Consider the following 19,804-nt stretch of genomic DNA (forward strand, 5'->3'; position numbering starts at 1 on the left):
CAAAATTACCCGGGCAGATAACTGTCACATTGTAATTCAATTCTCTTACATTGAAATTTGAAATACTTCAGTAAAATCTAAGGGGTTCCAAATGGCTGCATCGACTTTCTTTATCCCGCCAGTGAATAAAATTGGTATGGGGTGCATGGCTGAAGCCGTTGAATTAATAAAGAATTATGGCTACAGACAAGCGCTGATTGTTACTGACCGTGTGCTAAACGAAATTGGTGTTGTCAGAAAAGTTCAGGCTCTGCTGGCAGAGGTAGGGATAAAAAGTGCGATTTATGATGGAACGAATCCAAATCCGACAACGATTAATGTTGAGGAAGGATTGGAAATTCTGCGCCAGCATCATTGCGATTGCGTTATCTCTTTGGGTGGCGGTTCACCTCATGACTGTGCAAAAGGTATTGCGCTGGTGGCGACCAACGGTGGGGATATTCGTGATTATGAAGGCGTTGATCGTTCAGCTAAACCGCAGTTACCTTTGATTGCTATGAATACTACTGCGGGTACTGCTTCTGAAATGACACGCTTCTGTATTATTACGGATGTTGAACGTCATATTAAAATGGCAATTGTGGATAAAAATGTTACGCCTATTCTGTCAGTCAATGATTCTGCTTTGATGGCAGGTATGCCAAAAGGACTGACAGCCGCAACCGGGATGGATGCATTGACTCATGCCATTGAGGCTTATGTTTCTACAGCAGCGAACCCAATCACTGATGCCTGTGCATTAAAAGCAGTGACAATGATTAGCAATTATCTGCGCCGTGCCGTTGAAGACGGCAATGATATGGAAGCGCGTGAGAATATGGCCTATGCCCAGTTTCTGGCAGGTATGGCATTCAATAATGCTTCTTTGGGATATGTCCATGCGATGGCACACCAATTAGGTGGATTTTATGACTTACCACATGGTGTCTGCAATGCGGTTTTACTGCCACATGTGCAAAGATTTAATGCAAAAGTTTCTGCGGCTCGTTTGAAAGATATCGCTATTGCGATGGGCGCTGATATTGCAAACTTGAATGATCAGCTGGGAGCAGAAGTTTGTATCCAAGAGATCAAAAGCTTGGCGAAGGATGTGAATATTCCGGCTGGATTATCCTCATTGAATGTGAAAGAAGAAGATTTGCCGACATTGGCGACCAATGCGCTGAAAGATGCCTGTGGTTTTACTAACCCGATTCAAGCTTCACATGAAGAGGTTGTTGCTATCTTTAAGGCAGCGATGTAACTTACTGAGCAATGGTTTTAATCACCGAGTATTCTAGTAACACTGGTTACGATGATTTTTTCTGGTAGTACGTATTTCCAAAAGTGTACAGATGCACTACACATATATGTTCTTCTTTTCAGAGCTACTATGGACTCACTCTGTACACTTGATGGGAATATTATCCTCCGTTATCACACACTATTTTTCACGTAATCCACATGATTCCGCGGTGAAACGTTCAACTGAAATCCCTACACAACATTCTTCTTGCAAGAAGTTGATCAGGTTTTCCAAATGCTGATATTCAGGTATGCATACAATAGTACGGCTGTGCTTCTCTTGACGGATCAGTCCGGCCTTCACCAGACGGGCGAGATGATGTGATAGCGTTGAGGCTGGAATCTCCAAGGCTTTCTGAATTTTCCCGACAGAGGCTCCTTGATGACCAGCTTTAACTAAATATCGAAATATGGCTAATCGGTGAGTGTTCCCTAGTTCAGCCAGACTTTCTGCGACTTCTTCGTGTTTCATACGCGTTTCTAAACAAAAATTTCTATGTTTCTAGAAATATACTTGACAGTGTTTGCAATGGCAATCTATTATCCGCAATAATTCCATATTACTAGAAATATAGATATTTGGAGAATTAGAATGTCTTCTCAATTGCAAGAAACCCTAAATATGTTTGTTTTCCTTGCCATAGAATTATCAGCCTTATTTATTGGTGTTAGTTTATTTATAGGCCTTCTCCAGCGACATGTACCTCCATCCAAGGTGGAAGCCTTACTGAGCGCTAACCGGAAAAGAGGATATTTTTTGGCTGCAGCTCTCGGATCTATTACTCCTTTCTGTAGTTGTTCGACTATTCCTATGTTGAAAGGGTTAATTCGTTCCAAAGCTGGTTTTGGTCCAATGATGGTATTTTTATTTTCCTCCCCTTTATTGAATCCCATCATTGTTGTATTGCTTGTTGCTACTTTTGGTCTGACGTTAACAGCGATTTATGTACTATCTGCTCTTCTAGTCTCACTTGGAGCTGGATGGTTGCTACAAGTACTGGGATTTGAACGTTATATACGCCGTGAAGTGGCGTCTGGTTGCGGGAACTCTGGAAGTAATTGTGGCATTAAACCTACGATATCAAATAGTTGTGAATCAATAGCGACGTCCTGTGGTCCTGTTACTCAAACCACCACGCAATCTACAAGTTGCTGTGATAGCCAAATTGTTAAAACTGATCGCCAAAAAAGTAAGTACAGCGGTTTATGGCAGGAAGTTTGGTCAGATTTTAAGGGGGTACTACCGTATTTATTTATCGGTATTGCAATCGGCAGTGTTATCTATGGCTATATACCGACTAGTCTGCTTGAACAATACGCTGGCTCAGATAATCCTTTTGCTATCCCCGTTGCTGCTGTCATTGGCGTACCGCTATATATTCGTGCCGAAGCTTTGATACCTCTTTCAGCAGCTTTGATGGCGAAAGGAGTCGGTGCCGGAACGGTTCTGGCGTTAATTATTGGTGGTGCCGGTGCCAGCCTAACTGAGCTAATTTTATTACGCTCCCTATTTACATTTAAGCTCTTGGCCGCCTTTGTCACTGTTATCTTTGCTATGGCAATGATCGCAGGTTACACGACTTTCCTATTTTTCTGAATGTTCTCTTAGATAACAAGCAAATAACCATATTAGGCCGAGAGGTCACTAGAATCATATCTGGCCTAAAGTTGGATTTTATTAGAGGAATTGAATGATGAAAACCAAAGAACAAGAATTATCTCAGCGAGTTGAGAATGTACAGTATTACTATGGTACAACGCTTTCAAGTAAGGAAGACTTGGTAACCAATGTTTGCACTGTCGATGAATCACCTTCCGATGAGATAAAAGCCATATTAAAGACAATTCACCCAGATGTGCAGAAGAGATTTTATGGCTGTGGTACTCCGTTTCCTCCTTTACTGGCTGGAGCAACAGTGTTGGATTTAGGCTGTGGTGGCGGGAGAGATTGCTTCATTTTATCTAAGTTGGTAGGAGCAGAAGGGAAAGTGATCGGCGTGGATACGACTCTTGAGCAAATTGAATTTGCCAGGAGTTATATCGAATATCACCGCGAAGCCTATGGTTATAATGAAAGTAATGTACATTTTATACATGGTAATATCGAGTCTTTGGAATCACTCAATTTACCGCCGAATAGTGTCGATGTCATAGTCTCCAATTGTGTTATTAATCTGGCGGCTGCAAAATCTAATGTACTTCAAGGAATAGCCCAGTTGCTCAAACCTGGTGGAGAAGTTTATTTTGCTGATATTTTCTCTGATCGCAGACTTTCCCAAGAGTTGAAAAATGATCCATTGTTGATTGGAGAATGTATTGGTGATGTGTTGTATTATGGCGATTTCGTGAAAATCGCTCGTGATGCAGGCTTTCGGGATATACGAGTTGTTTCAAGTCATTTAAAAACCATTAACAACAAGCCCATTGAAGAAAAATTAGGTGGCGCAAAACTGTATTCAATGACTCTCAGATTATTCAGGATTGATCTAGAAGATAGTTGTGAAGATTATGGTCAAGCTGCTATATACAAAGGTAATCATCCTGAAGCTCCCACTCGTTTTATGTTTGATCAAGAACATGTATTTGAAACAGGGAAAGCAGTGCCAATATGTCGAAATACGGCAGATATTATTTGCAAAAGTCGATACCATAGCCTGTTTAGTGTGATTGGTGAAGGTTGTACACACTATGGCGTTTTTAACTGTGAAACCACTTCAAGCCAATTTGCCGCCTCAGTTGCTCCCATATATGTACCAAGTAGTTGTGGTTGCTAAATAGAGTAATCGGCTTCTCTATTACCAATGACAATGATTTTACAATTTGTCAGATGTTTTGAGCTACAGAATTTGAATAGCCACCATAATTGATGTGACATCTTGTCTCAGATATAAAAGGTTATCTAATAGGACAGCAGGCAGCCACTTCGTACATGTACATGTACATATAGCTTAGTGAAGTGGCTGCTATTTTTGAAAATCTCAATCCCTACCTTGGAAATTATTCTTTGGCTGAATGCCGTTCCCGTAATTGACGAATGATACAGCTGAGGTCTAGATCCTGATCTTGCAGCAAAACCAGCAGGTGATAAATCAAATCTGCGGCTTCATTGGTCAATTCCTCTCTATCATTCACTGTCGCAGCCAATGCTGTTTCCACACCTTCTTCACCCACTTTCTGGGCAATGCGTTTTGTTCCACTGGCGTATAAACGAGCGGTATAGGAACTGTCCGGCGAGGCATTTTTTCGGCTTGCCAATAGTTGTTCCAATTGATAGAGGAAACCCCAGTCGGTTTGTACGGAAGCAAAGCAGCTTTCAGTACCTTTATGGCAGGTTGGGCCAACAGGATTTACGAGGGTGAGTAGAGTATCGTTATCACAATCGGGATAAATATCAACCAGATTCAGAAAATGACCGGAACTTTCGCCTTTTGTCCATAACCGCTGTTTAGTACGGGAGAAAAAGGTCACTTTACCTGAGTCGAGAGTGACATTCAGTGCTTCCTGATTCATGTAACCCAACATTAATACTGTTCCAGAAATAGCATGCTGGACGATGACTGGCATCAGGTTATCCACTTTTCCCCAATCCAGCTTTTCGATTTCTTGTGTTGTTAATGGCTGTGCTGTCAACATGTTCTAACCTCGACATCCTGTGTAGCAAGATATTGCTTGAGTTCACCGATATTAATGAGTTGTTTGTGAAAAACGGAGGCAGCTAAAGCACCATCAACGTTTGTAAGTTGAAAAGCATCGAGGAAATGTTCCGGTGCTCCGGCTCCTCCAGAAGCAATTAACGGTACAGAACAGACATCACGCACTAATTTCAGTTGCGTGAGATCATAGCCATTGCGGACACCATCCTGATTCATCATATTCAGGACAATTTCACCCGCTCCACGTTGTTGTACTTCTTTGACCCAATCCAATGTCTGCCAGCGTGTTGCGGTTGTCCGTTTTTCATCACCTGTAAACTGGTAAACCTGATAATTGTCGGTTTTCTCATCAAACCATGTATCAATACCTACAACGATACACTGGACTCCGTAGCGATCAGCCAAGCGGTTAATTAAATCAGGATCAGAAAGTGCAGGGGAGTTGATGGAAATTTTATCTGCCCCGAACGATAAAATTTGCCCTGCTTCTTCAATGGATTTAATGCCACCCGCCACACAGAAAGGGATGTCGATGACTTCCGCAACTTTTGCTACCCAGCTTTTATCCACCACACGACCATCAGACGAGGCGGTAATATCGTAAAACACCAACTCATCTGCGCCTTCTTGGGCATAGCGTTGTGCAAGAGGAACGATATCGCCAATAATTTCATGATTACGGAATTGTACGCCTTTGACGACTTGCCCATCACGGACATCAAGGCATGGAATTATGCGTTTTGCCAACATTGTATAGCCTCCGTCAGGGTAAATTTTCCTTCCAGTAATGCACGCCCGACAATAACACCTGCGACACCAGACGCAGGCAGGGGAGAAATATCGGCGAGGTTGCCAATACCGCCGGAAGCTTGAAGCCGGATTTGTGGGTATTGTTGGCTGATTTCCTGATAGAGAGTGATATTAGAGCCGCTTAATGTGCCATCACGGGAAATATCGGTACATAACACATGCTTTAACCCGACAGGAAGATATTGTTCAATGACATATTCAAGGGTGGCATGACTGTTTTCTTGCCAACCACTGATGGCTATTTGTTTAACCCCATCGGCACTGATGCGGATATCCAATGCCAGTACAATCGCCTCTGCTCCATATTGTTGAAACCACTGTTTGACTAATTCAGGATGGGTAATTGCAGTCGAGCCAATTACAACCCGGCTGGCACCTGCTTCAAGAAGCGTTTTGACATCGTTTTCTGAACGAATGCCTCCGCCAACCTGAACAGGCACAGTCACACCCGCCACTAACTCTTTCAAAAGCGCGATCTGTCGTTTGGCAGGATCTTTTGCACCTGTCAGATCCACTAAGTGCAGTAATTCAGCGCCATCCTGCTCATATTGTTGCAAACGCGAAAGTGGAGAATTGCCATAATCCCGGCGTTGACCGTAATCTCCTTGATGCAAACGAACCACGTTGCCGTCGATTAAATCTAATGCAGGTATAATCATGGGATTACATCTCCAGAAAGTTTTTCAATAATTGTGCGCCTGCTGCACCTGAACGCTCAGGATGGAATTGCACTCCAAAGAAATTGTCTTTTGCAACGGCACTGCTAAATATATTGCCGTATTCCGTTTGAGCAATCGTATATTCACCGATAGGCAGCGCATAGCTATGAACAAAATAGAACCGGGCATTGTCTGTAATGTGGCGAAACAGAGGGTGTCCTTCCTGTGCCTGCACTTGGTTCCAGCCCATATGCGGTAATGGTAATCCTTTGGTCACCATTTTTTCGACGGGTGCGTTAATTAATTTCAGCAAAGGAACGTTATCGCCTTCCGCGCTGATGTCAGCCAATAGCTGCATGCCGAGGCAAATACCCAGTACAGGTTGAGAGAGTGAGTTAATCAATGGGATTAATTGGCGTTGTTCAAGTTGCTCCATTGCAGCGGCAGCCGTGCCCACGCCGGGCAGAAGTAGTTTATCGGCTGAACGCACAACATTTGCGTCTAAACTGATAATTGGGTCATAGCCCAATCGACGGATGGCATAAGCAACAGATGCGAGGTTAGCACAACCTGTATCCAGAATAACTATTTTCATTATAACTTCCTTCATCATAACTTCCCTTATAGCATCCCTTATAAAACACCTTTTGAACTAGGCAAGGTATCGCCTTCTATGCGAATAGCCTGCCGCAATGTCCGGCCAAAAACTTTGAACAGGCTTTCTGCCCGATGATGGTCATTCTTTCCTTTGGTTTTCAGGTGCAGGGTGCATCCCATTGTGTAGGAGAGGGAACGGAAGAAATGTTCTATCATTTCTGTACTTAAATCTCCGACACGCTGATGTTTAAATTCAGCTTTATATTCAAGATGTGGGCGACCGGAAATATCTAAGGCGCAGCGAGCAAGACATTCATCCATTGGCAATGTAAAGCCAAAACGGGCGATTCCCCGCTTATCTCCTAATGCTTGCTTCAAGGCTTCACCCAGTGCCAAACCAGTGTCTTCAACGGTGTGATGGTCATCTATATAGAGATCGCCTTTGACTTGTATGTTAATGCGGAACCCGCCGTGAGTCGCGATCTGATCCAACATATGATCAAAGAAACCAACACCGGTATTGATACGGCTTTCACCTTCGCGATCCAACCAGACTTCAATATCAATGGCCGTTTCTTTGGTTTTACGTTCAACATGTGCATAGCGATCTTTTCGAGTCAAATTTTCGCAAATGGCTGACCATCCAAGTGATTCAGGTTGGTAGCGAATACCCTTAATTCCCATGTTTTGGGCCAATTGCAAATCAGTTTCCCGATCACCGATGACATAACTGTTTTCAGTATCAATGACGTTTTCGATATCAATGACATCTTTTGCCAGATATTTGTTTACCAAGCCGAGTCTGGGCTTACGACAGTTGCAGTTATCTTCAGGTTTGTGCGGGCAGATCAGTACGTCTTCAAAATGGATACCTTGTGAAGTAAAAACTTGCATCATCAGGGCATGTGGTGGCTCAAAATCAGCTTGTGGAAAACTGGCTGTGCCTAATCCATCCTGATTAGTCACCATAACCAGCTTGTAACCTGCTTTTTGCAGGGATAGCAGGGCAGGGATGACGCCAGCTTCAAAGGCCAGTTTATCAAGGCGATCAACCTGATAATCGCTGGGGGGTTCAGTGATCAACGTTCCGTCTCGGTCAATAAAAAGCAGTTTCTGGCTCATGGATTTTCGGTTTCCTTGATTTGTTGGGTCTGGCTGGAAAGTGCATTGATGGCATTGACCACCTGTTCACATTCACTCCGGCTACCAATGGTGATGCGCAGGCAATTCTCTAATCCCGGCTGCTTCCGCTGATCACGTAAGATGATTCCTTTATCCCATAACGTCCTGAATACGATTTCTGCATCGGTAAATTTCACCAAAATATAGTTGGTTTCGCTCGGAAACACGCTTTCAACCAATGCCAATTGACTGAGCTCTTGCTGAAGATAAATCCGGTTACTGACAATTTCTGCCACACGATTTTTCATTGTCTGAATACCCGTTTCCGTTAGTGCTTGTGCAGCGATATCTGCGACAGGCGTTGCAAGCGGATAAGGGGCAATCACTTTCAGCATCAGCGCGATAATATCGGCAGAAGCCAACGTAAATCCACAACGTAATCCAGCCAAAGCAAAAGCTTTCGAGAGGGTTCGCAAAATGACCAAGTGAGGGTAGTCTTGCAGCCAACGAATGGTAGTATGTTGCGGACAAAAATCGATGTAGGCCTCATCAATGGCCACAATGGCCTGGTGACGGGTGAGTTCAAGGATCTGACGTAATGCCGCAGGTTCAACCAAATTACCCGTGGGGTTGTTAGGGCTACAGATATAAATAAGTTTGACGCGATCCAAATTATTTTTGATGGAATCAACATCGGGTTGCCAGTTGGCACTGACAGGGATCTTTTTTTGTTCTATGCCGAAGGCTTCCGCGCTAACACTGTACATGCCATAAGTAGGCGGGCAAAACAGCACGGCATCACGCCCTGGTTCGCAAAAAACGCGGATCAACAGTTCGATAGATTCATCCGCTCCACGGCTGACAAGAACTTGTTCCGGTTGTAAGCCTGCGTAATTGGCATAACGTTGGATAACTGCGGCGGGCTGACATTCAGGGTAACGATTGAGCGTGTTCTCACGAAATTGGAAATCGGGTGCGGTATGGTATTCATTCGCATTCAGCCAAATATCGCCTTTACCTCCCAGACGGCGGGCTGACATATAAGGAACTAAATTAAGAATATTTTCTCTTGCCAGTGAATTGATATCAAAAACCGTACTCATGATTGATCCTTAGCCTTGTGATTCTAAGTTTGCGTCATTCAAAGCAGCCATACGTAATGTAACCGCATTTTTATGCGCGATGAGTTGTTCTGCCTGTGCCAGCGTTTCTATCGTGGGAGCGAGGTTTCTCAACCCTTGTGGTGTGAGTCGCTGAACGGTCATTCTTTTTAGAAAATCAGCCAGACCGAGGCTGGAATAGGTTGAAGTATAGCCATAGGTCGGCAGGACATGATTGGTGCCGGATGCATAGTCCCCCGCAGATTCTGGCGACCAGTCACCGAGGAATATAGAGCCAGCACTGGTAATCTGTTCCACTAATTGTTCAGGTTGACGGGTTTGAATGATCAAGTGCTCAGGGCCGTATTGGTTGCTGATCTCCACGCACTGGGTGAGATCTTTTGTAATAATGATGCGGCTAGACTGCAAAGCCTGATTTGCGATCTGCTGGCGTGGCAATATCGCGAGCTGGGCTTCAATTTCATGGATGACTTGTCCGGCAAAGTTTTCGTCAGGTGTTAGCAGTATGACTTGGGAATCCGGGCCATGTTCCGCTTGAGAAAGTAAATCTGCGGCAGTAAATACAGGGTTAGCTCCGTGATCAGCGATAACCAGTACCTCTGACGGGCCAGCGGGCATGTCGATTGCAGCACCATCAATATATTGGCTCACTTGCCGTTTGGCTTCTGTGACCCATGCATTGCCGGGGCCAAAAATTTTGTCTACTTTGGGAACAGATTCTGTACCGAATGCCATTGCGGCAATGGCTTGTGCTCCACCAATTTGGAAAATTTCAGTGATCCCGCACAGTTGTGCCACATAGAGAATTTCATCGGCAATGGGAGGTGGAGAACACAGGATGATTTTACGGCAACCCGCAATGTTGGCTGGTATGCCCAGCATTAATACTGTAGAAGGCAGCGGGGCAGAGCCGCCGGGAATATAAAGCCCGACTGAGTTTATTGGGCGGGTGATTTGCTGGCAGCGAACACCCGGCAGGGTTTCAACTTCAATTTTTACTGGTTTTTGCGCTTCGTGAAACTGACGAATATTATTCATGGCTTGCTGCATAGCCTGTTTAATTTCCGGGTTCAGGCGGTTGACAGCTAAATCTACTTCACTTGGAGTGATCCGGATGGCTTCCACAATCGTTTTGTCGAAGCGTTGGCTGAATTCTTGTAATGCTTGGTCGCCGCGTGTTTTTACTGTATTCAGGATCTGTTTGACGGTGCAGGCTATATCATCTGATGCCGCGACAGCCGGGCGGGCCAGCAATATTTTTTGTTGCTCTGGGGTGCATTCTTGCCAGCGGATGATGGTTTTAAAATTAACATTCATCAAGTTTTACTCCATCATTTTTTCAATTGGCAGAACGAGAATGGAACTCGCACCCAATGCTTTGAGTTTTTCCATCGTTTCCCAGAATAGAGTTTCACTGCTGACCATGTGCATAGCGACACGATTTTGGGCGCCTGCGAGCGGCAAAATGGTGGGGCGTTCGGCTCCCGGCAGTAGGGAAATAATCTCTTCCAACTTATCATTGGGAGCGTGCAGCATGATGTATTTGGATTCTCGTGCCTGAATGACGCCTTGAATGCGGAGCATCAGTTTGTCGATGAGCTGTTGCTTAGGTTCTGGCATCTCACCATCACGTTGGATAAGGCAGGCTTTTGAGCGATAAATTACTTCAACTTCCCGCAGCCCGTTGGCTTCCAATGTGGCACCGGTTGAAACTAAATCACAAATGGCATCCGCTAGCCCTGCACGAGGTGCAACTTCGACAGAACCATTAAGGAGACAGGGTTTGAAGCGTATGCCTTTCTGATCTAAATAACGTTTTAGTAAGTGTGGGTAAGATGTGGCAATACGGGCATCTTGCAGGCATTCCACCCCTGTATACTCGCAATCAAAGGAAGCTGCGAGGGAAAGACGGCAGTCACCAAAATCCAGACGACGTAATGTTAAATAATTCGGGGTTTCTCCTTGAGCCTGACGAGTCAGTAATTCTTCTTCAAGGACGTTTTCACCGATAATGCCCAAATCGACAACCCCATCCATAATCAGGCCGGGAATATCATCGTCGCGGACGCGCAGGATATCAATGGGCATATTTTCTGCAAATGCAATCAGGCGTTGTTGTTGTAAGTTGATTTTGATCCCACAGCGTGCCAGCAATGTTCTGGAATCATCACTAAGGCGGCCTGATTTCTGAATGGCTATCCGTAAACGTGTTTTATCTAACATGTTGTGTTTTACCCTATCTTGATATTCGGTCAGTATTTAAATCGTAGAAGCCAGAAACAAAAAACCCCCGGAAAATCTTCCGGGGGTTTTGTCGTATTCATGCCACCGGAAGACGGATTAAATGTCTTCCAGCACACAGCAGCCTGAAAGACTAATCAGGATGATGGTGATGATGATGGCTGAATTGAATACGGTTCATAATATGAGAGCTCTCTATCTACGTCTGATCTATATTAAGTGTTATTTTTATAAAGGGTATATATGCACTTAATGATGACTGTACTTAACGTTATGTTTTCGGCTAAGGACTGGTTGCTTGTTGTTTAACCTATATGATTTTATGTATGAAAAGCAAACTTTTTTTAAAAAAAGATATTTATTTTGTGTTAATTAATTGTTTTCAATAATAAATAAGGGCTGTTGTCATTAGGAAAATATACGGGTAATGTTAGCTGTGGTCATATATTGACCTAATAATCAAAATCATGTCAGTCTTGGGGAAGAGCCATGGTAAAAAAAGTTTCTATTATTGGACTAGGCTGGTTAGGAATGCCATTGGCGCAAGCACTACTAAGTAGTGGTATGCAGGTAGTTGGCAGTAAAACAACATCGGATGGTGTTGAAGCTGCATGTATGTGTGGTATCGATTGCCGCCTATTGAATCTAAACCCACAAATTGTCTGTGAAATGGATGATCTTGAGCAATTGATGTCTGTCGATGTGCTGGTTTTAGCATTACCGGTTAGTGGGGTTGCTGGTGGAGGGGAAAGATATGTCAAAGCCGTGCAGCTGATTATCGATACTGCGCTTTCATATGCTGTTCCACGAATTATTTTCACCAGTTCCACTTCAGTTTATGGCTCATCTGTGGGTTATCTCAATGAAGATGAGCCGTTGTCTCCTGAAACACAATCAGCAACGGCGTTGGTGGAGCTGGAAAATTGGCTGCACCAGTTACCCAATACATCGGTCGATATATTACGTTTGGCTGGCCTGGTAGGTAATGGGCGCCATGCAGGGCGTTTTCTCGCGGGGAGAAAAGCGATTGAGGGGGGAGAAAATGCGGTTAATTTGGTACATCAGGATGATGTTATTTCCGCCATTAAGCTGCTTATCCAGCAGCCAGAAGGGGGGCATATTTATAATCTGTGTGCACCGATTCACCCGAAAAGATCAGAATATTATCCGTTAGCCAGCCAACAACTCGATTTAACGCCGCCAGAATTTTTGCAATCGGAAAGTAAGGCAATTGAAAGCAAGGTGGTTGATGGTAGCCGGATCTGTCGGGAACTGGGGTTTGAGTATCAGTTTCCAGATCCCGGCAGAATGCCAATGAGCTAATGATTAATTTATTTCGATCATAACAATCTTTTTAAAAGCGGGTCTTTCGGTTAACAGTTGATACCAGCGTTCTAGATTTGGCAGGGAAGGGCGATCTATCTCTACGTTTAGCCACAAATAAACCAGCGGAGCCAGAGCGATATCAGCCATGCCAAATTTAGCACCGGAAAGGTATTGTTGGTGACTGAGTATGTCATCGACAATTTTCAGTAATTTTTCAATTTCTGCTAAAGCTTGGGTAATAATTTTGGGGTCGCGCTGATCTTCTGGTGTTCTGATAAAACTGATCATGAACTGTTTAATGGGCGGAAATAGATTGCAACCAACCCAATCCATCCATTTTTCAATGTTGGCTCTTTCTTGAAGATCGGCTGGGTAAAGGCCATCTTTACTGAATTTGGCTGCAATGTAACGTACAATTGCATTTGATTCCCACAAAATAAAATCACCGTCTTGCAAACAAGGAATGACGGCATTCGGATTCATGCGTAGGTATGCAGGATCATTGAGCTTACCGAATTTTCCGCCAATATCAATTTGTTGATATGGCACATTCAACTCTTCCAGACACCAAAGGACTTTTTTCACATTTGATGAGTTTTTACGACCCCAGATTGTCAGCATTATTTTTTCTCATATAAGTTCACTCGGAATTGTCGATAATATAATAACAAAATCAGACTAATAACAAGAAAATCTTTACGTTATTGGGTTGGAGTCTTCTCTTATAACATCCTATATTAATAAGAGTTTTTATTTTTACTTTATAGATATATACAAAGTTGAGTAATAAAGAAAAAGGGCGACTGATGATGGAAAAAAAACGACATACACCGGTAATAAAATCTTTTGTTGTTGGCTTGAGTGTTTTTTGGCTAGCGAGTGCCAATGTGTATGCAGTGGACGAACCCGCTGCACCTGAAATTGATGCTAAAGCTTATGTATTGATGGATTATGCCAGCGGAAAAATTCTAGCTTCAAATAATGCTGATGAGCGGTTAGATCCGGCAAGTTTAACCAAAATGATGACCAGCTATGTGATTGGGCAGGCGATTAAGTCAGGAAAGATTTCCACAGAAGATATGGTAACTGTTGGTAAAGATGCCTGGGCTACGGGTAACCCGGTGCTTAAAGGTTCATCCCTAATGTTTTTGAAGCCGGGTGACAGAGTTAAGGTTATAGATCTGAACCGCGGCATTGTAATCCAGTCCGGTAATGATGCCAGTATTGCCCTTGCTGATTATGTGGCAGGCAGTCAGGACACATTTGTTGATTTGATGAATAAATATTCGAAAACACTGAAACTGACGAATACCCATTTTAAAACTGTTCATGGCCTGGATGCAGCCGGCCAATATAGTACAGCCCATGATATGGCACTTTTAAGTCAGGCTATGATCCGTGATGTGCCGGAAGAGTATGCTCTGAATAAAGAGAAAGAATTTACGTTTAACAATATCCGTCAGCCTAATCGTAACCGCTTATTGTGGAACCAGAATATGAATGTGGATGGTGTGAAAACCGGACACACCAATGGCGCTGGCTATAATCTGGTCGCATCAGCAACAGAAGAGCAAATGCGTTTGATTTCGGTGGTATTGGGTGCCCCCAGTGATCGAATGCGTTTTTCTGACAGTGAAAAAATTTTAGCATGGGGATTCCGCTTTTATGAATCGGCGATCCCCCTAAAGGCAAGTGATACGCTGGTGACTGAAAAAGTATGGTACGGGACGCGTTCAGAGGCCGCTTTAGGGGTTGAGAAAGATGCTTCAGTGATAGTGCCTCGTGGGCAGGTGGGTAATTTAAAAGCCAGTTTTACATTGAATCAAACTTCCCTTGAAGCGCCGCTGGCGAAAAACCAAGTGGTGGGCACTGTGGCTTTTATGCTCAATGATAAAGTTATTGATCAGCGTCCGCTGGTAGTTAAAGAAGCAGTGGAAGAAAGTGGCTTCTTTGGTCGTATGTGGGATTTCGTTGTAAAAACTGTAACCGGTTGGTTTGGCTCGTTATTCAGTTAGTTAGAGCTAAAAGAATTTGATAAGTCTACATAACAACATGACGTGAAAAATGCCAGTCACCAAAAGGTTGACTGGCATTTTTTTGGCGCTGCCGCATAAACAGCAGCTTTTTTACGTTGATTACATGACTGAGTAAATTGCCGCAGAAATAGCAATTGAACCGGCTAAAACAACAAAGATATTGCTTGGTTTGCCAGCATACTTGCGCATAGCCGGAACTTTATGAATGGCATACATTGGCATGATGAACAGGATCATGGCAATAACAGGGCCACCCAGTGACTGGATGATATCCAGAATACTTGGGTTAAGTGTGGCTATGATCCACGCACTGACTAACATAAAGAGGCTAGTGATACGATTCAGCGTTTTGTGCTGAATTGTTTTGCCTTGAGAGCTCAACGCCTTGTTCACAATACCATTGAAACCTTCACGGGCACCCAGATAGTGACCAAGAAAAGATTTGGTAATGGCAATGAAAGCAATGAATGGAGCTATATATTCAATAGTGGGTACACGGAAATGGTTAGCCAGATAAGACAAAATAGTAATGTTCTGTGCTTTTGCTTCTGCCAGATTTTCAGGAGACAGACTCAGTACGCAGCTAAAGACAAAAAACATGACAGTCATTACCATCATGATGTGAGCATAACCTAGAATGCGTGAGCATTTTTTCTCTGCATGTTCACCGTATTCTTCACGTTTTGCTACTGCAAATGCAGAAATGATTGGAGAGTGGTTGAAAGAGAAAATCATAACAGGGAGCGCCAGCCACAAAGTGAATAGCAGGCCATGGCTGCTTGTTGACGACATCGCACTGTCCAGTGACAGAGTATCAAAGATAGCGGTGTTCCAATGAGGAATCAAATACACAGCCAACAACATTAAAACAGTGACGAATGGGAATACCAGCACGCTCATGGCCTTGACGATAACTTGCTCACCGAAGCGGACGATGCTCATTACACCAAGAAGCAAGATAAGGGCCAGCAGTGCACGTGGTGGAGCGCTCATTTGTAACTGGTTTACGATAAAACTTTCTACTGTGTTGGTCAGCGCCACGCTATAAACCAGCAGGATAGGATAAATAGCAAAGAAGTAGAGAATAGTGATCAGAAAACCTGCAACTTTACCAAAATGTTCTTCTACCACGCCGGTGATATCTCCACCGTTGTTTTTGCCAGATAAAACAAAACGGCACATCCCACGGTGAGCAAAAAATGTCATGGGAAGAGCGAGTATCGCCATGATAATGAGCGGAATCAGGCCACCGATGCCAGCATTGATGGGAAGAAACAAAACACCAGCACCAATGGCTGTGCCATATAACCCCAACATCCATACAGTGTCTGATTTACGCCAGGTAGCAAGTTCGCTTTTGCTGGCAGCAGGGGATGCGATTGCACCTGATTGAGATGTGTCCATAAATATCTCCGAAATAACGCGGTAAAGTAAAATTTAAAAACTGCTAAACTCGCACATTAATTAAATGCGCGAGTTGGATTTTTATATGAATAATAAGTTGTCAGATATTGCGTTGATGTTTATCTAAACGTTTTTATTACTACATTTTTATTACTAAATTAATAATTTGGCCAAAATGTGTTCATTTAAAACAGAACATTTAAACAAAGGAAAAGGAGCTGTAACTCTTGTTCACTGTATTTTTAATGCCCAAATCAAAAAACTTAACTCCTGACTTTTGATAGGGGAAATATATTTATTTTCAGTGAAATGTACCGTGATCACTCTCGCAATTGCAAGATTTATATAAAAAAGGAAAGATGTTATAAATCTTTGCTGAAATGTTAATCAAATATTAAAGAAAATAGAATGAAGAATTTAATAAGGATGATATCATTATTTTTGTTTTAAGTTCTCATATTGACCTATATTATCATTCAATAATATTCATATATTAATAATTTTGTCGATTGTTGGTTAATGAATATTTAAATAAATATAATTAATGTTAATTTTTTATTTTTGTCTTTCTGGTTTAACACGAAGCATTCTATAATATATTGATTTTTAATAAAAAATAAGACTTTTCTTCTTGGTTGAATAGGGTGTTTTTTCTTTTTCTTATTACTTTGTTTTTATTGATTATGTGTTAACGGAGCTATTATCTTTAGTTGATCGTTGTGTATAAATATCAGTCATTGAATCTGTATTTATGAAGAAATGGTAATCATTTTGTGGTTGTGTATTGTTAAATATAACGAAGAATTTTATTTGGATATTTTGTCTGTTTACATAGAGTAACATAAATGTTACGAAATAAATTGAATAAAATAAAACCTTAAATTTAACAAGCTTACTGGATTTAAGGTAAACCTAATTACATTAAGGGATTAGGATTTAAAATGTAAATGTTCACTGGAAATTCATACCAGTAACGAATTTCCAGCGACATATCGTTACCTTTCATTTTGCAAATTGTGCAGCGCTGCAATTTGCAATCTAATAGGATATGGCTTTGAAATTTGGTTAATTTTTTACCAACCCTTTTCGGATCAAGAATGCACAACAGAACTGGTAAAGGCGGGTAAGTTTACTTTGCAAGCGTTCACCATATAGGACCCAAAATACCTGAGAAAAAGCACATCCTAATAGGCTCACCAAAAATGCTCCAATCATGTCAATCGGCCAGTGGACACCAACATAGACACGGGACCAAGCAATGGCGCAGGCGATAACTATTAGGCTTACACCTAACCAGATCCGATGCCATAAGATGAATGCTAATGCGAAAGTGAATACGGCTGTGCCATGGTTACTCGGAAAAGATTCCGTAGGGGCATGATAGAGAAAATTATAGCCAAAACCTTCAACAAACGGTCTGGCGTGTGGAACAAGTATGCCAAGGATATAGGATACTGCCATTCCAAAGGCAAAAGCGATACAGGATTTACTGACGACTGTACGTTGATGTGTGATGGCTTCTTCTTTTCCCCAAAGCCAACAAATGGCCAATGTGATGGGATAAACAAATACTAAATATTTTGCGATAAAGACTGCAAGCCAAATCATTGCGGGTGATGAATCGGGTGTTGCATTGATAAAAAGAAACAATTTGTGGTTAAGTTGTTCTAGCAAAGTAGCCTCACAAACGTGATATTTACGTAACATGATGATTTTATTTTAGCAACTTAAAGTTAAAATAGTAATTTTATAATACAAAGCCATAAATATGATCACTTTGATTCATCACTTTATTTAACTATTGTTGAAACCATATGAGTAAATAATATAGCGGTGATAGTAACGAAAAGTCATCTCTCTCTTGTAATTAACACAAAAACAACAAAAAAACCCGATAGCCTTTAACCAAAGTGGATGACTATCGGGCTCCTCAATATGGGGACATCAAAGAAAAGCAGTGGCAATAATTAAGACTACACTATGGAATGAAAGTTCTCATCATTGAGAAAAAAAAACGAAAAATTTTTTCTGAGGGGTGAATTTTTTTTGAAAGGGGTATAGCTAAGGTCACCGCTATCCAGTAAGGTAAACGTTTTCGGCTGGATAGCGGATTTTTTGATGCTTTGCGTTCTGGCTAGTTATTTTTTTGTTATTTGTATAGCTCTAGATTTTCTTTAGCGTAAGCTTCAAAGTCAGTGCAGCCACCGATATGCTTTTCATCAATGAAAATTTGAGGAACAGTTTCAACAGGTTTACCTACTGTTTTTGATAAGTCGTCTTTGGTGATGTTCTCAGCCCAGATATCAACATAGCGATAATCAAAATCGTCTCGCTCTGCTTTTAATTTTTCAGCGAGTTCTTTAGCACGAACGCAGTATGGGCAACCCGGGCGGCCAAAAATGACAGTATACATACAAACAACTCCTTAGTGGTAATGATCGTGAACTTTATAGATTGTCATCCGGAGTTACTATGCCTGTAAGTGCCCGCAAAAAAAAGCAGGAATTGCCTTTTGTTGTAATTAGTCCTGCCAATTGGCGGGATTGAGGTATGATAGCCTGACGATAAGTGACAGAAGATCTATTTTTAAGGCTGAGAAAGCAGGTCAAAAATGAAAATAAACCCATCAAAAGAGATGCGTTCATTGGCTGATATGCCCAATTTGGTTATTTTATTGGAAGTATTGGGTATCGGGTTATTAGTTTTGGCATATTTGTCGATCACTGATAGTGTAATTCTATCACCTTTATTAATGACGACAGAAGCTCACATTGCTATGATCTTATTGGGTATCGGTTGCTTGATACCAGCAGCTATCCATATTATCTGGCGTGCGGTCTATAATCTTTCCTTTTTGGGAATTGATCATAAGAAAGCAGATAAAAATCATCAGTCTTTTTCTGATGATGAAAAAATAAAATAGGTTAATTATTGGTCATGCTGCTACTCAATAGGGCGTTTCCCAAAGTAGCATGTGTAACTTCTTGGTCATATGAGGTTAATTTCGATGGATTCTATGGTTATTCCCGATTTGTCAACATTGCGCACATGGCTTGAACGGCTCAAAATTTCTTATTTTGAGAATGATTCAAACTCAGTCCTGCATTTGCCTCATATGCAGAATATCGATGGCCTGTTTGATGCCAAGATCGATTTGTTGGGTGATATCGTATTGTTTTCTGCTCTGGCAGAAGTTAGGCCAACCGCGATCATTCCATTGGTTGCCAATTTGAGCCAGATTAATGCCAGTTCCCTGACAGTTAAGGCATTTCTTGATGTTCAGGATGAAAACTTACCTAAGCTGATTGTTTGTCAGGCATTTCCCATCGCAGCAGGTATGACTTTCACGCAGTTTTCCAATTTTATGCAGCAAGGTGAAGAACAAATTGCTAATGTGATTTTCGAAATTCACAGCAATAATCTTCTCTATGTCAATCATGATATGGAAAGTGAGATGGAAATAGAAGTAGAAGTGGAAGTAGAAGCGGAAGATGAAGAATCATTGGCTTCTACGAATACATCAACATTTACTTTGCACTAATATTTTTTGA

The 19,804-nt window shown here is 42.1% G+C and carries 21 protein-coding genes and 1 other annotated feature; of the genes, 7 read left to right on the plus strand and 14 right to left on the minus strand.

What is annotated here, in order from left to right; genetic code table 11:
* Positions 1 to 91: 91 nt before the first annotated feature.
* The gene (gene yiaY, locus AAC854_RS01510) at positions 92 to 1,243 is read left to right on the plus strand and encodes an L-threonine dehydrogenase (protein ID WP_340615587.1); all 1,152 of its coding nucleotides are present in this window, start codon (positions 92 to 94) and stop codon (positions 1,241 to 1,243) included.
* Between the two features lie 180 nt (positions 1,244 to 1,423).
* Here the strand turns inward: yiaY and AAC854_RS01515 are convergent, their stop codons facing one another.
* A complete protein-coding gene (locus tag AAC854_RS01515) occupies positions 1,424 to 1,756 on the minus strand; it encodes an ArsR/SmtB family transcription factor (protein ID WP_273547189.1) in 333 nt (110 codons plus the stop codon).
* A 120-nt stretch (positions 1,757 to 1,876) separates the two neighbouring features.
* On the opposite strand from AAC854_RS01515, the gene AAC854_RS01520 reads away from it, so the two are divergent.
* Together AAC854_RS01520 and AAC854_RS01525 are read left to right on the plus strand one after the other, a co-directional pair.
* On the plus strand, positions 1,877 to 2,881 hold the full coding sequence (locus AAC854_RS01520; protein ID WP_340615588.1) for a permease: 1,005 nt from the start codon (positions 1,877 to 1,879) through the stop codon (positions 2,879 to 2,881).
* Between the two features lie 97 nt (positions 2,882 to 2,978).
* Positions 2,979 to 4,058 (plus strand): methyltransferase domain-containing protein, encoded by a 1,080-nt coding sequence (locus AAC854_RS01525; protein WP_340615589.1) that lies wholly within the window; start codon positions 2,979 to 2,981, stop codon positions 4,056 to 4,058.
* A 223-nt stretch (positions 4,059 to 4,281) separates the two neighbouring features.
* On the opposite strand, the gene hisIE is transcribed toward AAC854_RS01525, so the two are convergent.
* The 9 genes from hisIE to hisL all read right to left on the minus strand — a co-directional run bounded on the left by hisIE (position 4,282) and on the right by hisL (position 11,668).
* A complete protein-coding gene (gene hisIE / locus AAC854_RS01530; RefSeq protein WP_340615590.1) occupies positions 4,282 to 4,917 on the minus strand; it encodes a bifunctional phosphoribosyl-AMP cyclohydrolase/phosphoribosyl-ATP diphosphatase HisIE in 636 nt (211 codons plus the stop codon).
* Complete coding sequence (hisF, locus tag AAC854_RS01535) at positions 4,911 to 5,687, minus strand: imidazole glycerol phosphate synthase subunit HisF (protein WP_340615591.1); 777 nt, start codon at positions 5,685 to 5,687, stop codon at positions 4,911 to 4,913. The genes hisIE and hisF overlap by 7 nt, the downstream gene beginning before the upstream one ends.
* Positions 5,669 to 6,406 (minus strand): 1-(5-phosphoribosyl)-5-[(5-phosphoribosylamino)methylideneamino]imidazole-4-carboxamide isomerase, encoded by a 738-nt coding sequence (gene hisA / locus AAC854_RS01540; RefSeq protein WP_047961689.1) that lies wholly within the window; start codon positions 6,404 to 6,406, stop codon positions 5,669 to 5,671. The genes hisF and hisA overlap by 19 nt, the downstream gene beginning before the upstream one ends.
* Before the next feature lie 4 nt (positions 6,407 to 6,410).
* Entirely contained in the window at positions 6,411 to 7,001 is a 591-nt protein-coding gene (hisH, locus tag AAC854_RS01545; protein WP_340615592.1) for an imidazole glycerol phosphate synthase subunit HisH, read from the minus strand.
* A gap of 38 nt (positions 7,002 to 7,039) precedes the next feature.
* Positions 7,040 to 8,125 (minus strand): bifunctional histidinol-phosphatase/imidazoleglycerol-phosphate dehydratase HisB, encoded by a 1,086-nt coding sequence (gene hisB, locus AAC854_RS01550; protein WP_340615593.1) that lies wholly within the window; start codon positions 8,123 to 8,125, stop codon positions 7,040 to 7,042.
* Positions 8,122 to 9,228 (minus strand): histidinol-phosphate transaminase, encoded by a 1,107-nt coding sequence (hisC, locus tag AAC854_RS01555; protein ID WP_340615594.1) that lies wholly within the window; start codon positions 9,226 to 9,228, stop codon positions 8,122 to 8,124. Before hisC ends, hisB begins: the two co-directional genes overlap by 4 nt.
* A 9-nt stretch (positions 9,229 to 9,237) precedes the next feature.
* Positions 9,238 to 10,563 (minus strand): histidinol dehydrogenase, encoded by a 1,326-nt coding sequence (gene hisD / locus AAC854_RS01560; RefSeq protein ID WP_422824023.1) that lies wholly within the window; start codon positions 10,561 to 10,563, stop codon positions 9,238 to 9,240.
* Positions 10,564 to 10,569: 6 nt separating this feature from the next.
* On the minus strand, positions 10,570 to 11,469 hold the full coding sequence (gene hisG / locus AAC854_RS01565; protein ID WP_340615596.1) for an ATP phosphoribosyltransferase: 900 nt from the start codon (positions 11,467 to 11,469) through the stop codon (positions 10,570 to 10,572).
* Between the two features lie 55 nt (positions 11,470 to 11,524).
* Positions 11,525 to 11,645 (minus strand) — a sequence feature (His leader region).
* Positions 11,621 to 11,668 carry a his operon leader peptide gene (gene hisL, locus AAC854_RS01570; protein ID WP_139837445.1) on the minus strand — a complete coding sequence of 16 codons (48 nt, stop codon included), beginning with the start codon at positions 11,666 to 11,668 and terminating at the stop codon, positions 11,621 to 11,623. It overlaps the preceding feature by 25 nt.
* 308 nt (positions 11,669 to 11,976) lie before the next feature.
* Between hisL and AAC854_RS01575 the strand changes: the two genes are divergently transcribed.
* A complete protein-coding gene (locus tag AAC854_RS01575) occupies positions 11,977 to 12,810 on the plus strand; it encodes an SDR family oxidoreductase (RefSeq protein WP_340615597.1) in 834 nt (277 codons plus the stop codon).
* Positions 12,811 to 12,813: 3 nt separating this feature from the next.
* On the opposite strand, the gene AAC854_RS01580 is transcribed toward AAC854_RS01575, so the two are convergent.
* Positions 12,814 to 13,434, minus strand: coding sequence for a glutathione S-transferase family protein (locus AAC854_RS01580; protein ID WP_340615598.1), 621 nt, complete (start codon positions 13,432 to 13,434; stop codon positions 12,814 to 12,816).
* Positions 13,435 to 13,619: 185 nt separating this feature from the next.
* On the opposite strand from AAC854_RS01580, the gene AAC854_RS01585 reads away from it, so the two are divergent.
* Positions 13,620 to 14,828 carry a serine hydrolase gene (locus tag AAC854_RS01585; protein ID WP_340615599.1) on the plus strand — a complete coding sequence of 403 codons (1,209 nt, stop codon included), beginning with the start codon at positions 13,620 to 13,622 and terminating at the stop codon, positions 14,826 to 14,828.
* 120 nt (positions 14,829 to 14,948) lie between these two features.
* On the opposite strand, the gene AAC854_RS01590 is transcribed toward AAC854_RS01585, so the two are convergent.
* The 3 genes from AAC854_RS01590 to AAC854_RS01600 form a co-directional block, all read right to left on the minus strand.
* Entirely contained in the window at positions 14,949 to 16,253 is a 1,305-nt protein-coding gene (locus AAC854_RS01590) for an HAAAP family serine/threonine permease (RefSeq protein ID WP_340615600.1), read from the minus strand.
* Positions 16,254 to 17,318: 1,065 nt separating this feature from the next.
* Positions 17,319 to 17,927: an undecaprenyl-diphosphate phosphatase gene (gene ybjG / locus AAC854_RS01595; protein WP_340615601.1), complete on the minus strand. Its 609-nt coding sequence runs from the start codon at positions 17,925 to 17,927 to the stop codon at positions 17,319 to 17,321.
* Between the two features lie 475 nt (positions 17,928 to 18,402).
* Positions 18,403 to 18,666, minus strand: coding sequence for a GrxA family glutaredoxin (locus AAC854_RS01600; protein WP_187652894.1), 264 nt, complete (start codon positions 18,664 to 18,666; stop codon positions 18,403 to 18,405).
* A 198-nt stretch (positions 18,667 to 18,864) separates the two neighbouring features.
* On the opposite strand from AAC854_RS01600, the gene AAC854_RS01605 reads away from it, so the two are divergent.
* Together AAC854_RS01605 and AAC854_RS01610 are read left to right on the plus strand one after the other, a co-directional pair.
* Positions 18,865 to 19,176 (plus strand): YbjC family protein, encoded by a 312-nt coding sequence (locus AAC854_RS01605; RefSeq protein ID WP_340615602.1) that lies wholly within the window; start codon positions 18,865 to 18,867, stop codon positions 19,174 to 19,176.
* 84 nt (positions 19,177 to 19,260) lie between these two features.
* Complete coding sequence (locus AAC854_RS01610) at positions 19,261 to 19,794, plus strand: type III secretion system chaperone family protein (protein WP_340615603.1); 534 nt, start codon at positions 19,261 to 19,263, stop codon at positions 19,792 to 19,794.
* Positions 19,795 to 19,804 lie beyond the last annotated feature (10 nt).

Origin of the sequence: Xenorhabdus entomophaga, assembly GCF_037996725.1 — a bacterium.
Taxonomy (GTDB): domain Bacteria; phylum Pseudomonadota; class Gammaproteobacteria; order Enterobacterales; family Enterobacteriaceae; genus Xenorhabdus; species Xenorhabdus khoisanae.

Bases quoted from the DNA above. Each gene is read 5' to 3' on its own strand.
- yiaY (WP_340615587.1), top strand. From the start codon at position 92: ATGGCTGCATCGACTTTCTTTATCCCGCCAGTGAATAAAATTGGTATG.
- AAC854_RS01515 (WP_273547189.1), bottom strand. From the start codon at position 1,756: ATGAAACACGAAGAAGTCGCAGAAAGTCTGGCTGAACTAGGGAACACT.
- AAC854_RS01520 (WP_340615588.1), top strand. From the start codon at position 1,877: ATGTCTTCTCAATTGCAAGAAACCCTAAATATGTTTGTTTTCCTTGCC.
- AAC854_RS01525 (WP_340615589.1), top strand. From the start codon at position 2,979: ATGAAAACCAAAGAACAAGAATTATCTCAGCGAGTTGAGAATGTACAG.
- hisIE (WP_340615590.1), bottom strand. From the start codon at position 4,917: ATGTTGACAGCACAGCCATTAACAACACAAGAAATCGAAAAGCTGGAT.
- hisF (WP_340615591.1), bottom strand. From the start codon at position 5,687: ATGTTGGCAAAACGCATAATTCCATGCCTTGATGTCCGTGATGGGCAA.
- hisA (WP_047961689.1), bottom strand. From the start codon at position 6,406: ATGATTATACCTGCATTAGATTTAATCGACGGCAACGTGGTTCGTTTG.
- hisH (WP_340615592.1), bottom strand. From the start codon at position 7,001: ATGAAAATAGTTATTCTGGATACAGGTTGTGCTAACCTCGCATCTGTT.
- hisB (WP_340615593.1), bottom strand. From the start codon at position 8,125: ATGAGCCAGAAACTGCTTTTTATTGACCGAGACGGAACGTTGATCACT.
- hisC (WP_340615594.1), bottom strand. From the start codon at position 9,228: ATGAGTACGGTTTTTGATATCAATTCACTGGCAAGAGAAAATATTCTT.
- hisD (WP_422824023.1), bottom strand. From the start codon at position 10,563: ATGAATGTTAATTTTAAAACCATCATCCGCTGGCAAGAATGCACCCCA.
- hisG (WP_340615596.1), bottom strand. From the start codon at position 11,469: ATGTTAGATAAAACACGTTTACGGATAGCCATTCAGAAATCAGGCCGC.
- AAC854_RS01575 (WP_340615597.1), top strand. From the start codon at position 11,977: ATGGTAAAAAAAGTTTCTATTATTGGACTAGGCTGGTTAGGAATGCCA.
- AAC854_RS01580 (WP_340615598.1), bottom strand. From the start codon at position 13,434: ATGCTGACAATCTGGGGTCGTAAAAACTCATCAAATGTGAAAAAAGTC.
- AAC854_RS01585 (WP_340615599.1), top strand. From the start codon at position 13,620: ATGATGGAAAAAAAACGACATACACCGGTAATAAAATCTTTTGTTGTT.
- AAC854_RS01590 (WP_340615600.1), bottom strand. From the start codon at position 16,253: ATGGACACATCTCAATCAGGTGCAATCGCATCCCCTGCTGCCAGCAAA.
- AAC854_RS01600 (WP_187652894.1), bottom strand. From the start codon at position 18,666: ATGTATACTGTCATTTTTGGCCGCCCGGGTTGCCCATACTGCGTTCGT.
- AAC854_RS01605 (WP_340615602.1), top strand. From the start codon at position 18,865: ATGAAAATAAACCCATCAAAAGAGATGCGTTCATTGGCTGATATGCCC.
- AAC854_RS01610 (WP_340615603.1), top strand. From the start codon at position 19,261: ATGGATTCTATGGTTATTCCCGATTTGTCAACATTGCGCACATGGCTT.